Below are 19,048 nucleotides of genomic sequence, written 5' to 3' on the forward strand. Positions count from 1 at the left end.
TCTTCAGGCAAAATTAGCTGCCGATGCTAAAGCCAAAGCTGATGCAGCAGCACTACAAGCTAAATTAGCTGCCGATGCTAAAGCGAAAGCCGATGCAGAAGCTCTTCAGGCAAAATTAGCTGCCGATTCTAAAGCCAAAGCTGATGCAGAAGCTCTTCAGGCAAAACTAGATGCGGATGCTAAAGCGAAAGCCGATATGCAAGCTGCACAAGCTAAGTTATTGGCAGATCAAAGAGCAAAAGCGGATGCCGAAGCTACAGAAAGATTACAAGCTGAAGAAGAAACAAGACAATTGAGATTAGCAGAAGAAGCGCGTGAAGCAAAATTATTGGCCGATGCCAAAGCGAAAGCGGATGCCGAAGCACTTCAGGCAAAATTAGCCGCAGATGCAATTGCAAAAGCAGCTTCAGCTCCAAAAGACGATACAGCAAAAGCGATAGATGATTTAACACAATCTATCGAGAATTCGGTTAAAAATCAAAAAGATTTATTGTCTCAGTTCAATACCACTGTGGCTAATAAACAAAGAGATTTGAATGACTTAAAAGAAGAGAATGATTTAAGTGAAAAAGGAATCTATAAAGAGCCAAAACCTTTCAAAAGTGTTGCGGCCGAAAACAGCCAGTTAGAGGCTTTAAAAACACAACTTGCGGATGCTAACAGAATCCAAAAAGATGAAATCGCTAAGCTGACTAATTTATATAACGAAAGACTTAAAAAATTCCCGAATAAAAATGATGCTTTAAATAAGGCATATCTGGATAAGATCAACCAGTTGAAAGCAGCACAATTAAAAATGGAAGAAGACAGTGCCACTTTACTTTCGAATTTAGAACGTATTAAAGCTGAAACTGAAATTGAGAAAAAACGTAGAATCAAACGTGCAGCGTACGAAAATGATCAGGGAAGATATGCGCAGGACGTTGCCGCTCTTAAACGCATTAAAGAAACGACTAAGATAAGCAGTACACCATTAACCGCAAGTGATTTTGATTTTGGTGAAGACCAGTCGAATATGCAGATTATCAAGAATATTAAAAATTCTGATAGCGGTTATTATTTAATTATTGCAGTTCACAATAGTGTAGAAAAACGTGATCAGTTCCTTGCAAAAGCAGTTGCAGCAGGACGTTCAGATGTTAATTTCTTTTACAATGTAACAACAAGTAAATATTATATCTATTACGAGAAATTCGAAGGTTTATCTGAAGCAACTAAGGCATTAGAAGCAAAAGGAACCAAGCCATATAACGGGAAAATGGCCATCGTAAAAGTGGAGAATTAATTGAAAATATATAATTAAAAATTTCAGTCCTTCTGAATTTTCAGAAGGACAGTAAAATAAATGTTTAGAACGCTTTAATTTATTTTTTAATGCCCCTTAAAAAATTTCAGGACAAGCAAAACAAAATGAAGACTATGAAAAAACCTACTATTTTTAAAGTATTTATTGCAGCGGTACTTGTATTGCTAAGTATCTCTTCTCACGCCCAGTTAAGAAAGGGTTTTACTCCAAGAAAAACAACCAGTTTAAATGGAGATATTTTAGTTATTGGAAACAATATTCTCAATAGAGATAATGGAAATGGTGAGCGTCCTAAAGATCCTTACGATGTAATTGGTGAAGACAGTAAGTTAAATGACGATTTCACTATGAAATATATTGATATTGATAATAATACTGATACATATAATTCAAGTTCTGCAAAATTAACAATTCCGCAAGCTAGTAAAACTTGTTATGAAATTGTGTATGCTGCTTTATATTGGGGCGGAACTTATCGTGGTACGGATAGGAGTAAGATTAATCAAGTCAAATTTAAGAGTCCCACAGCAGCTTATAAAACTATCACAGGAGAATTGCTTTTTGATGAAGGTGGTGCTGGTGTATCAAATCCATACGTAGCCAAACCATATGCTTGTTTTAAAGAAATTACAAATGAAGTTATTGCTGCTAAAGAGGGAGATTATACTGTAGGAGATATAGTTTGTACTGAAGGGAAATTTGCTCCAGGAGCCAGTGCAGCAGGTTGGTCTATTTTTATAATCTATAAAGATCCTTTACTGCCTAATAAATATATTACTAGTTTTGATGGTTTTAGTATTATTAGAAGTAGTGATGGTCCATTAGATATTCCTATTTCAGGTTTTAGAACGAATCCTTTTGGAGATGTAAATGTAAAATTAGCTTTTAGCGCTTTAGAGGGCGATAACCCATTAGAGGGCGACGGTCTGGAAATTAAAGGAGCAAAATCTGCTGCATTTGGAGCTATATCATCACTGGTAAGACCAATTAGAGTTACAACCGGAAGAAATCCTAAGTCTATACCGAACTTTTTTAATAGTAGTATTTCAGATGGAGATACTTATATGATGGATCGTAATCCTAAAAGTATAAATACACTTGGTTATGATGCTGGTGTTGTAAAAATAGATAACAAAAATAATTCAATAATACAGAACGACGAAACTAATGCAACTCTTAGAATTAGTACTTCTTCAGATTCTTATTATATGTTTTTTAATGCGTTAGCAGTAGAGATTATTGCTCCAAAAATAGTACTTAGGAAGAATGTGCTAGATAAAGACAATAAGAATATTAATGGGAAGCCTGTAACACTAAGTCAGGATCTACAATACGAGATTAATTTTAGGAATGAAGGAAATGATGATGCTAAAAATTTTACAATTACAGACAACCTTCCTAAAAATGTAATTTTCGGAGGTCTTAATAGTATTACGATGGACTCCAGAATTACCGCAGCTTATGACCCTGTGGCAAGAAGACTCGTTTTTACTATACCTGATGCGTTGGTTGTTGCAAATGGTCCACTAATACCTTACTCAATTAAATTTAAAGTAAAAGTGGTAGATGATTGTAATGAGCTGATTGATGCTTGTGCCAACAAAATTGAAAATATAGCATTTTCTAAATATTATGGTGTAAAAAATACCACTCCTGAAGGATTTGGAGAAGGAAGTTACTCTACGATTTCGGAATGTAATGTTGGAGAACCAACAGCAACAAACTTTTTAGTAGGTATAGATAAATGTTTGTTTAGTAGAGATGTTTCGCTTTGTGGTACCACAACTTTAACGGCTGCTTTGGGCTATAATACTTATGTATGGAAAGATCCAAACGGAGTTGTTTTTGGTGGTAACAACAGAACAGTTACAATTAACAAACCTGGAAAGTATACGGTTGACAATAGTGGCGCAGCCAATTGTGAGCCAATACAACAAACATTTAATGTAACAGATTATCTTGCTTCAACTATTAAAAATCCGATCAAAGGAGACAATATTGATCCGGCTACAGGAGAAGCTTTCACATGTGTTAGGGATAAAAAACCGTTTCCTAAAATTTTCTTATGTGGACTTAATGACAAGAGAGACATTGATACACAGATTACCGGAGCTACAAAAGTAACGTGGCAGGAAACAACAGATGTGCCTTCAAAAGATGAGCCTAATCCGGAGAGCTGTCCTTATGAAGGAGCAACAAATTGGACAACAATTGTTGAAAATAGTACTAAATTTACTGCTGACAGACCGGGAGTTTTTAGAGTTGTTGTAAATTATGGGAACACTTGTGTGGTGACACATTATTTTAATGTTTACCAAAACAAACTGGATTCTAAAGCTGAAAAGCAAGATATCATTTGTAATACCAAAGGATGGATTAAAGTTACAAATCCACCTGAAAATACAGGTTATAATTATAGCCTTGATGGGGTTAATTATCAACCTGAAAGTACTTTCTATAATGTTCCGAAAGGAAGTTATAAAGTTCAGATTAGACAGACTGTATTAATAGATGGTCAAATCTCAGCATGTCCTTTCTTTGTGGATGTTAATGTTGAAGAACTTGAATTTAAAACAGATCTTAAAGCAACTAACCCAATTTGTACAGGAGATTTAGGAACTATAACTGCAACTATAAGTAATGTTCCAGGAAATTATAAATTTATTCTTAGAAAAAAAGGAACTACAGCTGAAATTCAAAATACAGGATTAATAACAGATAATTACAAGGTATTTACTGGTGTTGAACCAGGTTTTGTATATGAGGTAATTATGTCTACTGCCAATAATGGCTGTAGTGTAATTAAAGAAGTAGAAGTTTTTGATTATCGTTTAACAGCTGAAGCTAAAGTTACTAAAACACTATCAGAATGTGGTGCGGGAGAAATTCTGGTAACGGTAAAAGGAGGAACTCCAAGACCGGGACCACCACCATATTATATGTATTACATAAACGGGAATGTTAATTATGTTACAAATCCTAAAATAGTTGTTACAGCGGAAACTTTACCTGCAGATGGTATCTTCAATATAGAGGTTGTCGATGACAAAGGATGTAAAGTTATGGCGCTTCCGGTAAAAATGGTTATGGTTCCAAAACCTACTATTACAGTTACACCTAGTAATGTTGATTGTTACGGAACTAACGGAGGTCAGATTAAAATTGATGTTTCACCTGCAGACTCTGGTTATGCCGTTTCATACAGCCTTAATAACGGAGCATTTAATTCTATTTCACCAATAACTAATCTTGCACCGGGAAGTTATTCACTTGTTGTAAAATATGTATATGAGGGTGCAGAATGTTTAGATGAGCCAAGAATAATAAAAATTACAGGTCCAGAAAATGCATTAAGTGCTTCTGCAGGAGTCTCTGAACTGGCTGGTTGTGGTCTGCCAGGATTTGAACATCAGGGAAAAATCAGAATTACAAATGTACAAGGAGGAACACCTCTTTATACTTATAGTTTTGATGATCAAAAAACCTGGATAAATGAGAACGAAGCTTTTGTGGATCCGGGAAAATATACTGTATACGTTAAAGACAGTAAAGATTGTGTTTACGCAATGAAAGATATTGTTTTAGATCCTAAACCAGCAGATCCTTCTATTGAGCCAAACCCTAAAGTAGTTTACAATTGCAACGGAACCGGAAATGCAACTATTGTAGTAAACAATACAGGTGGAGCAAATTATACTTATGAGTACTATATTGATACCAAACCAAATACCCCTATTACCAGCAATGTATTTAATAATGTTCCTGTAGGGAAACATGTAATATCAGTAAAATACAAAGCTGTTTCGGCAGCAACATATAGTAACTTATTACAAGAAGATTTTGGACAAGGAGGATATACTACAACTCCTGGAATCAGCCCGAAATATTGTTTTGAAGATGAAACGACTCCACATCCGGCAACTTTTCCATCGATATGTGGTAACATCAATGATTATCAGATAAACGATGGTAAATATGCTGTTGCAAGTAGTATAAAAACAACTTTTGGAGGTACTTGGGTAGTTGCAAAAGATCACACTTTACCTGCTGATAAATTTGGAAGATTTTTATGTGTTAATATCGGAAGTTCAGCTGGAGTTGGAGGTATTATTTACAGTAAACCTATTAAAGATGTTATTGTAGATCAACCTGTAATTATTTCATTATGGGCAGAAAATTTAATGAAGAGTACTACTGGATCCAATTATTACGATCCTGAATTAACTATACAATTAGTTAATGACCTAGGCGGACCAGGAGAAACTATCGTTGCAACAACCGATACGGCAAATCCTTGGAAAGTACCAAGAAATGAAATTTGGAATTATAAAGAATTGTCTTTAAATCCTGGTGCATACAATAATCTTAGTTTTGTAATTCGTTCTTATAATAATAAATTCAGCGGAAATGATTTACTTGTAGATGATATTTGGGTTCGTCAATTACCTAAATCTTGTATAACAGAGAAGAAATTTGATGTTATTATCGAAACCAACAAAGCATTTAAAGTTTCAGAACCTGTAATTGACAATGCCACTTGTAGTGATAAAAACGATGGTAAGATCACACTTACTGTTGAAAATTTTGATGCAAAAGATGGATTTAAATATTCTCTTGATAATGGTGGAACCTGGAATACAGCAACAACCTCACCATTTACCATTTCTGGATTAGCCAAAGGAAATTATAAAATTATCGTTAAGAATGATGATGCTGGATTATGTCAAAGTTCTTTCGAAAAAGAAATAACAGCACCAACAACGATTACCACAACAGCAAGTGTTACAAAACCTTCTACATGTATTTTGGGAGCGTCAATTACGGCTATTCCGGTAGGAGGTTCGCCTAAATATACTTACGAACTTTATCATGCAAATGGTACGATTTACAGAACCAGTGACAAAGCTACATTTGATGATGTACCAGAGGGATCCTATTTTGTAGTAGTTAAAGATAAAAACTCTTGTGCTTCTTCAGCTTCAGATCCTGTAGAAGTAAAAGATCCGACTAAACCAAAAATAACCTTGGACGAGTCTTCTGACTTATGTTATGATGCTGCCAATAAAGCCACTATTGTTGTTAAAGTAGAGGGAGGAATAGCGCCTTTCTATTACAGCTTGAACGGAGCAACAGCTCAAAAAGATAATAATAAATTTGAAGTTGGGCCAGGAACATACTCAGTTGTAGTAACAGACGGTAACGGATGTATTGCTGATGCAATTACAGGAATTCAAATTGGAAAACAAATTATTGCAAGTCCTCGTATAACTAAATTAATAGACTGTACATTAACACCGGAAGCTGAAATCACAATTGTTGCTTCAGAAGGAATTGCGCCTTATACTTATAAAGTATCAGAAGACGGTGGAACTACTTTTGCTGATATGACTAGTAATATCTATAAAACATCTAAAGTAGGTAGTTATGTATTTAAAGTTACAGATTCAAAAGGATGTTCTGTAGTTACTGCTGCTGCAAAAGTAGATACAAAACTAACTCCAACAGCTTCAATAGCAAGCCAGACAAATCCAAAATGTAATAATGACTCAAATGGTTCATTTACAGTTTTACCAGCAGGAGGATCAGGGCCAACTTACCAATTTAAATTTAATGGTGGTAGTTATGGTACATCTGCTACGTATTCAAACTTAAATGCGTTTGTAGGTGCAGTAAATACCAGAAAATATACGTATCAGGTAAAAGACAGTAAAGGTTGTGAATCAATAGTTTATGAAGTTACTTTAACTAACCCAACAAAAGTTGCAGTTAAAGGTAGTTTCCCGGCTAATACAACTTGCAGCACCAGCACGGTAATCACTATTATCGGTGAAGGTGGAGCAGGCGGTTACAAATATAATTTTGATGGTGGCACAAGTTATAATGATGTAACTACCAAAACAGTTACAAATACAACTTCTGAGCAAACGATTAAATTTTATGTAAAAGATGCTAACGGATGTACAGCCGAAAATGAAATTAAAGTTCCGGCATTTAATCCGCCAACTTTAATTAATTTTTCTGTACCGGCAGCAATTACTTGTAATAAAAACAACACAAGTCTAACGCTTACAACAACTGGCGGAATTGCTCCAATTACTTATGAAGTAACAGGAGGACCAACTTCACCACCTTCAAACACTACAGGTATTTTTACAGGATTAGTGGCAGGTGAGTATTCATTTAAAGCAACAGATGCGAGAGGATGTAGTGTAAATGATAAGAAAACTATTGACCAAGCAGTTAAAATCAAAGCTGAAGGTTCAAAAGTAGATGAAGTATGTTATGATGCTAAAAATGGTAAAGCTTCATTTACAGTGTCTGACATAAGCAGTACAGGTAACTTTAGCTATACTTTTTCTCCAAATACTGGTACTCCAAACGTCAACGGAAATGTAGTAACCTATACTAATTTAGCTCCGGGAACCTATACTTTTGTTGCAACTGATCTTGCAACAGGATGTAGTTCAGATAGCAAACAGGTAACTGTGGGTACTGCAACTGCAATTAATTTTACTGTTAATGCATCAAAAATTAGTTGTAATAATAAAATTGCAACGCTTACAATAACAGGTATATCAGGAGGTAGCGGTAACTATACTTATGCTTATGCAAAAAGTCCGTCTACTGTTCCAAGTACCCCTTACGGAACAATTTTAACAGTTGATACAGCTGTTTTAACAACTAGTATAGATGTTTATGTAAAAGATGTAAATAATTGTGCGGTTAAGAAAACAATTGCAATACTAACAGAAGATCTTCCAACTATCAATCCTATTGCAGCGCAATGTTATCCAGGAAGTCCTGTTTCTGTAACAATTACAGGAACTTTTGCAACACCGGCAACATTTAGTAAAAATGGTACTGATTTTGGAGATTCAGCTACATTTAGCTTAACTCCTGGAAATTATAAATTAACAGTAAAAGATAAATTTGGTTGTGAAGCTTTTATCAATTACATAGTTGCTCAGCAGTTAACAATTACACCAGAGGTAGTCGTAGATACTGATTGTACATCAGAAACAACTATCAAGTTAACTTCTGGCGGTGGTAAAGGTATTCATACTTTTGCAGTTTCATTTAATGGAGGAAGCTACTCAACAGTTGCAAGCCCTTATACTGCAACTGCAGCGGGAACTTACAAGTTTAGAGTTAATGATAGTGCTAATCCAGTTTGTTATGCTTATACAGCAGATATTCCGGTAACACTTAAAGCAACTGTTTTAACATTTGATACAAGTCATAAGGATGTTAAATGTTTTGGTGGTGCCACGGGAAGTATTTTAGTTACACCAACTTCCGGAAAAGCGCCACATACATACTCTATTAAGAGAGTTGGAACTCCGGCTACAAATTATACAATAAATAATCCTTCTGGATTAATAGAAGGAACTTATAATATCGTTGTTAAAGATGCCATAGGTTGTGAGGGTACTACACAAGTGGTAATTAAGCAGCCAACAGAACTTAAAGCAGATGCAAAAATTGATGCATTTACTTGTAATACTTCAAATACTAAAGAATCTAAAGATGTTGTTATAACAGCAATAGGAGGAATATTACCATACACTTATAGTTTTAATAACGGATCATATGGTAATTCAAATACTTTACAAGTAGCTGATAACACTAAAGTACAAACCGTTAAATATTCTGTAATGGATGGTAATGGTTGTGAGACAGGTATACAAACACTTACAATACAACCGCTTAATCCGCCTAAAATTGAAAAAGTTGTTGCAACTCCTATCTATTGTAATCCTACTGCAAGTCAAAAAAGTACAGCTACAATTACTTTAGTTAACGGTAGTGGTGCAGTAACTTCATATACAATTGTTTCAGGACAAACTAATACAACTGGTGCTACAAATGGAATTTTCACTGATCTTGTTTCAGGTAACTATACTTTTAGAGCAACAGCTGCTAATGGTTGTTATGATGAATTCAATATAAATATTCCTCCATTGGTTTCAATGACTGCAATAGCAACTAAACTTAATGATGTTTACTGTTTTGCAATTCCAAAAGAAAAAACAGGAAATATTAGATATAATGTTGGAAAATTTACAGGTTCATACAGCTACTCAATAAACGGTGCAACTCCTATAGCAAATCAAACATTAAATACTTTTACCTTATCTAATCTTGAGGAAGGTCAGTATGATGTATTATTTACAGATGAAACTACAAATTGTACTGTTTCAACAAAAATTACAATTGTTCAGCCTGCAAATCCTTTAGAGTTATTTTTAGATTCTAATGTAAATGCAAATTGCGGAAAAGCGACTTCTAAAGTAACAGTTCATGCTACAGGAGGAACGCTTGACTATAAATATGCTTTCGTGCAAAATAATGTTACTCCAGCAGATTCTGATTATAAAGATGCTGCAAGCGCTGATCTAAATCCAACAACAAATGCAAATTGGGATGTTTGGGTAAAAGACGGTAATAAGTGTACCGTTAAAATAGATGTACCTATTGCTAAAGATTTAGCACCAACGGTTACTGCTGAAGTAAAAAATCAATGTACTGCTTCTGGAAATGCATTTATAATTGAAGCTGAAGGTCATGGTGGTGTTGCGCCATATACTTTTACAATTAATACAGGTGTTGTACCAAATCCGTCAAATACATTTACGGTAGGAGCAGGAACTTATACCATTACTGTAAAGGATGCTAACGGTTGTACGGGAACTACAAGTGTTACTGTTTATGATGCAATGACTGTAAGTGCAGAGTTGACTACGGGGCTTACATGTACATTAGTTACTCCAATTGATGGTAATATAAGAGTTAAAGTTGTAAGTGGAGGTAAACCAGGTTTCACTTATAAAGTAAAAGTTGATGCAGGTACTTATCCAGTTACAGGAAATACTTTTACAGGAACATTTTTCGATTATCCAGTTTCAACAGCTGGTATCTATCAATTCGAAATTACTGATGCAAACGGATGTAAAAAAGAAACAGTTGCAGTTGAAGTTAAAGATCCTGAAGCAGTGACAGCTAAAGTAACCCTTGTAAGTCCTACTTGTAATGGGGATAAAGACGGATCAGTAAAACTGGAAGCATTAACAGGAGTTGGGCCATTTAAATATAGTTTTAATGGCGGAGCTTTCATTGATCAATTTGTTTACGGTGGTTTAGCAGCAGGAAGCTATGCTTATGTTGTTAGAGATAGTAAAAATTGTGAAGTTAGTGGTACAGCGAATGTCTTAGCTCCTGCAGCGATTGATACTGATATTAATTTAAATGGAATTACATGTAACAGCACACAACCAGGAAGCATAGATATTAAACTTAAAACTACTTCTGGAGGTACGGCGCCATTTACGTATTATTTATATGATAATACTATGACACAAATAGATACCTACACTGCAAATACAATTGCAGATGCAAAGACATACCATAATTTCCCTAATTTAGTTTTCGGTGATTATTTCATTAATATAGTAGATGCAAAAGGATGTAAGTTTGAAAGTACTGCATTAAGAATTGCACCGCCTCCTTATTTAAAATTTAAAGCGCAAGCAATAGGTCTAAATTGCGATGAAGGTATCTCTGTTAAATTAGAGCTACTAGCTGGTTCAGGTGTTCCGGATTTCACATATTCTATTTATGGACTTGGTACTTCATCTGGTGCTATACCAGACAGAGAATACACTTTTGTTGGTTTAGAACAAAATACGAACTACACTTTTATGGTGGTAGATGCCAATGGTTGTCCATCTTATTTCGATTATAAAACACCTAAGATTTCAAACATGACCGTTACGGCTACACCAAAAAATGTAACTTGTTACGGCTCTGGTAATGGTGAGGTAAGTTTTGAAGTAACTGATTTAGGAGGGACTGCAATTTATTATGAAGTAAGAGATAATTTGACCAATTTGCCAATTGCAACTCCAAAATTTGGTAATATTACAACAGCTCCATACAGTGCAACAATAACAGGTTTATTGCCTGGTAATTACACGCTTTATGTGAAAGAAAACATAACTAATTGCTCATCTACCGCTGTTTTCCAAATAAAACAGCCAGCATCAGCACTGAAAGCGTCAGTTACGAATGTGATAAATGCAAATTGCAACAAAGGTGCGATTGTAACGGTTACTGCTGGTGGTGGAACAGGGCCATATCAATATGGTATTTACGATCCGCTTACAGCTACAGCGCCAACTTCGTTTGGTGATGAAAATGTTTTAGAATTGCCTTATAGTGCTACTACTACAAATTGGAATATTGTAGTAAAAGATAGCCAGGGTTGTCCTGTTACTTTAGGTCAGGTGATTACTAAAGATCCAAGTCCGGAAATTACTTTAGCTGTAGCTAATAAATGTGTGGCTCAGGATAAATACGGAATTGAGGTTACTTTAAGCAACGCAGGAATAGCGCCATATTATATAAAATTGGATAATGGTTTATTTGAAAAATATACAGGTACTTTCCCTTATACGATAACTGATCAACATTCAGGAAGTCATAAAGTTACAATCAAAGACAAAAATGATTGTGAATATGAACAAACTATTACTATTGATGAGCCTCTTAAATTAGTGCCATCTCCATCTTTACTACCTGATTGTGGTATTAGTAATGGTGCAATATCATTTGTTCCAACTGGTGGCTCAGGTGACTACAGTTATAATATTAGTCCAAATAACCCTGGTATGTTAATAGATCCTATTGCTAAAACTGTTACAGGTCTTACAGAAGATATTACGTATACCTTAACGATGACAGATAATGTTAATACGGGTTGTTCTACTAGTGCAGAATTTAAATTAGAAAAAGGAACTGATGTTACTTTTGATGCTGTGGTAACTAATGTACTTTGTAAAGGTGGAGCTACTGGAACAATTACAGTAAATTTATTGGCAGGAAATAATGATCCGGCTTATACTTATGCTATTTCATTAGTCTCAGGTGCAGCTTTACCGGCAGGTATTGTACAAACAGATAATGTATTTACAAATCTTCCTAAAGAAAACTATAGAATTACCGTGACTTCTAAGAGAAAATGTTCGCTATACTTAGATTATCAAGTTGGGGAACCAACAGATGATTTAGAAGTTAAGCATACTCTTAAAGATTTTGGATGTCTTACAGGAAATAATCCGGAAGAAGCTGAAGTAACATTTGAAGCAACTGGAGGAACAGGTTCATATAAATATCAATATAGTTTTGATGGAGGCTTAAATTCTGACGGTAGTAAAGTGATTATTCCAAATGATAAAAACTCGCATACAGTAGATTATTTTGTAACTGATGCCAATGGTTGTACAGCAAATGGAAGTGTAACAGTTAGTCCTTTCATACAATTAACAGATATTGATTTTGATGTAACAGTAGAACCTACTTGTCCAGATGAATTAACAGAAGTTACTTTAACGGCAGTTGGTGGTTATGCAATTGATAAATACGAAATGATTGCTCCAACGTATCATGATAACTTAACTTCACCAGTATTTGCTGGCTTAAGTGCAGGTACTTATATGTTTAGAGTGACAGATGCTAGAGGATGTTCTGTAGAAAGACCATATACAATTAAAAATTTAACTAAAATTAATATTGTTAAGACATCATCAGTTAATGTAAGCTGTAATACAGCAAACGGAACTGATAATAATGGAGAAGCAACTTTTACAGTTTCTGATTTTAGTTCAACTGGAAACTATTCGATTGCAGTAACAAGTAATCCAACCGGATTGGCTTATAACCCACCAACTCAAGCTAATGATGTTATTACATTAACAGGACTTGAACAAGGAGAGTATACAGTAACAATAACAGATACTAAAACACAGTGTTCTAAATCGGCTAATGTTATAATTACAATGCCGGCTCCAATTGACTTTACGCCAAATGCGACTAAAGTATATTGTTCACAAGCAGACTCAGAAATTACGGTGTCTGGTATAACAGGAGGAACTGCAAATTATACGTATGCTGTTGTTAAAGCTGGTGAAGAAGTTCCTGCTACAACAGAATTCAAAGATGTTACTATACCTTTTACAGCTCATACAAATTTAACAGATCTATCATGGGATGTTTATGTACGTGATGTTAAGGGATGTACATCTGTACTTAAACCAATTACAGTTGTTTACAATGCAGCTCCAGAACTTAAGGTGCCGGCACAGAAATGTTTTGTAGATGCAGATATTACAATTGATTTTGCTGATGCTGCAATATCTACAACTTACAATGGTATTAAAATATTTACTGTAAATGGTTTACCAACAACTAATAACATAACATTTACAAAAGCAGGTAAATACAAAATTGTCTTAACTGATGATAACGGATGTACTGATGATATAGAATACATAATTGAAGAGCGTTTAATTGCTACTGCAACAGTAGATAAAGATCTTTTCTGTACAGGTGATGTACCAGCAAGAATTGTTGTTGAAATTCAAGGTGGTAAAAAGGATTACGCCTACCAAATGTACTTAGACGGAAACGCAGTTGGTGGTCCAAAAACAACTACGGGTAATTTTACAGAATCTGTAACTGCTTTCGGGGTTTATACTTTTGAAATTTCAGATAGTAATCTCCCATGTACGGTTACAACCACTCCTATAACAGTTAACGAGCCTGTAATTCCAACACTTGCAGATTCACAAACTAATGTAAGATGTTTTACTGAAAGTAACGGTAGTTTAACTGTTGTACCATCAGGTGGAGTTGGACCTTATAAATTTGTACTTACAAGTGTAAAAGGTATAGTTAATACTACTGGTGATACAAGCGGAGCTTATACAGGTTTACCTGCGGATATTTACACAGTAGTGGTAACAGATGGAAAAGGTTGTTCTTCATTAGCAAGTACAATTACAATTACAGAGCCACCTTTATTAGAGGCAGATCATTCAGTTACACCAAATACATCTTGTAGCACACTTACAGAAATAGTGGTAGAAGGTAAAGGTGGTACTGGAGCAGGAACATATCAGTATAACTTTGATGGTAAAGGATATGATTCACTAGATCGTATTTCAGTAAGTAATGATGGTTCAATTGCATCAGTTACCTATACAGTTAGAGATGCTAATGGATGTGAAACAAGTCCGGTAACAGTTCCGATTGTTCCGTTAAACAAGCCAAGTGCTTTAACATTCTCACCAACAGCTATTACTTGTGCTGCTGTAAATAGTAATGTTACAGTGAAAGCTACAAATGGTGTAGGTGCATTAGAATTTAAAATTATAGAATTCAATGGAGTACCAACAACACTTTATGCACCAATCACAACATCAGGAAGTGCGGTTCCGGCTGTATTCAGCGGATTACCATTTGGTGATTATAAATTTGAGGTAACTGATAGTAATAAGTGTTCATTGAGTGATGTATTAACTATAAAAGATGTAGTTAGAATCATTGTAGATGGTGAGTCTTTCGCTAAGACTTGTATTGGTAATAATGATGGTAAAGCAATATTTACGGTTTCTAATTTCAAAGGAACTTATACTTATACAATAACTAAAGACACTGATGCTCCTTCGGCACCAGTTACAACTTCTAATGCTGTAGTTACTTTATCTAACTTAGCTACGGGATCTTACAAAATTGATATCCTTGATGATATCACAAGTTGTCCAACAACTTTCACAGTTGTTATAAACGATCCTGTTGTTGTTACAGTTACAGAAGAAGATAATGATAATGCTAATTGTACAACTGGAGCTCTTGTTACAGTTGCAGGTCACGGTGGAACACCTGATTATACCTATTCATTTGTTCCTGTAAGTCCAACAGCAACACCTGGAGTATTCTTGCCAGATGCTACAAGAGAGTTAGATCCTGCAACACCAGCATGGTATGTTTATGCAAAAGATCAAAACGGATGTATTTCTGTTCCGATAATTGTAAACATTCAAAAAGATCCGTTACCAGCAGGATTTACTGCTAGTGTAACATCACAATGTGCTGATGCTTTAGGAAATTATGAAATTGTAATAGATGATTCTGCTGCAGTTGGAGTAGGACCATTTACTTACAGTGTTGGAGACGGATTCCAATCTGGTTTGAAGTTCAGTGTAAAAGCGGCTAAAACTTATGACATAGTTGTAAGAGATAAATTTGGTTGCGAAACTACATTCCCGGCATTGATCACTATTTTACAACCTGTAATTTTAGAGGTGAAAAAAGATATCTACCCAACATGTGTAGACGGTGACGGACAAGTTACTGCAAGTGCAACTGGAGGATCAGGTAACTTTAGTTTTACTATTGATGGGGTTAGAACAATAACAGGAACACCTGCAGTATTTGATAAGTTATTTGCTGGTTCACATACTATTATTGTTACTGATTTAGGAACACCAAGTAATTGCACAGATGAAGTTGTATTTGTTTTAGATGCAGCAACAAAAGTTACCGGATTTGATGCAATTCCTACTATGGTTTCTTGTAATGGTGGAAATGATGGAACAATTACAGCAAGTCTTGCTCCAACAAGTCCTGGAGTAAACGATAACCCTAAATACATGTACAGTCTAAATGGTGGAACACCACAAGAGAGTCCTGTATTTAAAGGATTAATAGCAGGAACATATACAGTTTCTGTACTTTCAGGAAGAGGTTGTCCTGCTGATAAAACTGTTGAAGTGAAGCAACCATTGGAAATTAAGGTACCAAACCCAGTTGTAACTCCTTATGGTTGTACTACTGATAACATTAGTAACTATGCAACTATAACGGTTAATGGTGTTACAGGTGGTACAGGAGAGTATACTTATGAGTTTATAAATGGTGTAACACAGGTTTATAAAGGACCAAGAAATGTCTTTATAGAAAAAGACTACAAAGGTGGTTCTTATACAATAAACGTTTATGATGAAAACGAATGTATTGGTACTGCGGTTGGAACATATGAAATCGTTCCATTTACTGCAATGGATAATGTGGTTATCAAAGTTGATAATGCGATTACTTGCGTAGACAATGAAGATATCACAGTAACAGTAAAATCAGTAACAGGAGCTGTTATTACCGGATTAAACTATAGTTTAAGCGGAACAAACGGAACTGTTTATGGTCCGACTCCTAGTACAGACGGAATCTTTACAGATTTAGGAATTGGTAATTATATCGTGACAGTAACGAATCCTGCTACAAATTGTACGATTCAGGCAGTTCACTTTATCAATAATCCAAACACATTCGATATCATCGCTAAACCTGAAAATGAGAATGTTTGTTTTGGAACAACTACAAGAGTACAATTAACTTTCGTAGACAATCAGTTAATTCCAGATAATGATGCAGGTCCGTTCGAGTATACAATTACGGGTGGAGTTTTACCAATCACAGGTACAACAACAAGTGCAGGTCCAATTTGGGTTGATAACCTGGCAGCAGGTCAGTACAAAATTGTAGCTAAACTGGTAAACAAACCAGAATGTACAGTTGAGACAACATTTACAATCAACCAGCCAACAGCTGCATTAACGGTTACTAAAACGCAGTCAGAAATTACTTGTATTAAAGATAATAATGATGGTGTAATCGTTGCTACAGCAACTGGAGGATGGCCAGGTGAGTACTTATACGAATTAAGATCAGGTACAACTATTATTAAAGCATATAGCGACTCGCCAATTTTTGACAAGTTAACAGCTGGAGATTACAGAATATATGCTAAAGATGCCCTGGGTTGTGAAAGTTTTGTTGATGCTAAATTAGAAAACCCAACACCAATTAGTATTACAATTAGCGCTACACCAATGCTTACTTGTTTCGACAATGAAGATGGCGTAGTAACGATTAATACAATTAACGGAGGTTCAGGAAACTATAGCTATACATTACATGGTGTATTAACTGACGGAACTGTTACAGTTGAGCAATCACAAGGAGGAAACCAGTTTAGAGGTCTAAAAGCAGGAACATATTATGTTACTGTAAATGATACCTGGACTTGTACAAATGACTCTAATAAAGTGACAATTGATCAGCCAGAAATTGTAAAAGCAAATTTAGAAATTCAAAAAACTGAAAGTTGTAAACAAGTTCCGGTTGTGAGGTTAACAGCTACTGGAGGAAATGCTCCGTACTATTATAGTGCAGATGGAATTAATTACACAGGACCATTTAACTCTTTTGTAGATATTACATTACCTGTAACAACAGCAAAAACGGAATACAAATATTTTGTAAAAGATGCTAACGATTGTAAGAGCTACGTGTCTAATACTAGTGAATTCTCACCAGTTCCTGCATTAGGATTTGAGCGCTCTAGCGAAATTGATATTAAGTGTAAAGGTGGCGCTACGGGTTCTATCAGTGTGTTAGCAAATGGAGGTTTAGGAAACTATGTTTATACCTTACAAAATGCTGCAGGTGTTGATATTACTCCAGCTCCGGCACAGGTTATTCCAGGTACATTTACAGAATTGCCAATTGGAACTTATATCGTAAAAATTACAAGCTTAGATTGTGATACAGTATCTACTTTGTTCGAGTTAACAGAACCGGATACTTCATTGACAGCTGATGCTATTGCAACACCTTTAACTTGTAATGGTTATAACAATGGTAAAATTACTGTAAACGCAACTGGTGGTGTAGGAGCATATAAATATGCAATCGAACCAGAATTTAAACAGTTCTTTGACAAAAATGTATTCGAAAACCTTAAACCAGGTTTCTACGATGTATTAGTTCAGGATGAAAACGAATGTTATGTATTCCTTAAAGACGTAGAAGTAAAAGAACCAGCACCGCTTTCGGCCGTGGAGATTCCAAATTCTATGATTCCAGAGGTTTGTGTTGGAGACAAAAATGGTGTATTTGCGATTCAGATTATTGGAGGAACAGCGCCTTATACAGCAAGTCTTGATAATGACAAAGGTCCATTCCTTCCGGTTGATGGAGATACAGAAGATTATAATGGATTATCAGGAGGTAAGCATATAGTTTACATTATCGATAACAGCGGATGTATGACTGAAGTTACAATCGATATGCCGGAACCAGTAAAGCTTGATCCAACTGTAGAGGTAAATTACGATTGTGTAAACAATTCACAATCTAATATGGTTACAGTAACAGTTGATGAGAGTAATACAGATCTTACACAAGTAGATTATGCACTTGATAGTGATGTAGGTCCTTTCCAGCCAGGGAACATCTTTACAAATGTTGCTCCTGGAAAACACTTTATCGTGGCAAGACATACTAACGGATGTAAAGTGCCAACGGCTAGTTTTGATATCAAAGCATACGATCCGTTAACACTTATAAAAACTCCAGGTCAGGAAGAAATGAATATCCTTTCAGTTACTGCAGCTGGTGGAGCTCCTGGTTACGAGTATAGCTTCAACGGAGAGCCGTTTACATCTTCAAACAAATACAAATACTACAAAACTGCAGATTATGTTGTAATTGTGAGAGATAGAAACGGATGTACAGCGACCATAACTCTTCCTGGAATTTACACAGACGTTTGTCTTGATAATTACTTTACTCCTGGTGGTGCTACAAACACAACATGGGGTCCTGGTTGTACGAATATTTACAACAACCTTGAGTTCTCTATCTTCGACAGATACGGTCGTGTAATTGCCAAGTATCACTACGGTCAAAAATGGGATGGTAGATACAACGGTGCGGAATTACCTTCAGGAGATTACTGGTATGTTCTTAAACTGAACGATGCTAAAGATGACAGAGAGTTTGTAGGACATTTCACTTTATACAGATAACAAAATAAGAGCCCCTAATGATGTTGTCTAAAAA

General features: G+C 35.4%; 1 protein-coding gene and 1 pseudogene. Both read left to right on the forward strand.

What is annotated here, in order from left to right; genetic code table 11:
* A pseudogene (locus tag GIY83_RS25000) lies at nucleotides 1–1,285 on the forward strand (hypothetical protein); the annotation flags it as partial.
* Nucleotides 1,286–1,419: 134 nt separating this feature from the next.
* Nucleotides 1,420–19,014 (forward strand): T9SS type B sorting domain-containing protein, encoded by a 17,595-nt coding sequence (locus GIY83_RS19985; protein ID WP_208683078.1) that lies wholly within the window; start codon nucleotides 1,420–1,422, stop codon nucleotides 19,012–19,014.
* Nucleotides 19,015–19,048 lie beyond the last annotated feature (34 nt).

It is taken from the genome of Flavobacterium sp. SLB02 (assembly GCF_009664855.1).
Lineage (GTDB): Bacteria > Bacteroidota > Bacteroidia > Flavobacteriales > Flavobacteriaceae > Flavobacterium.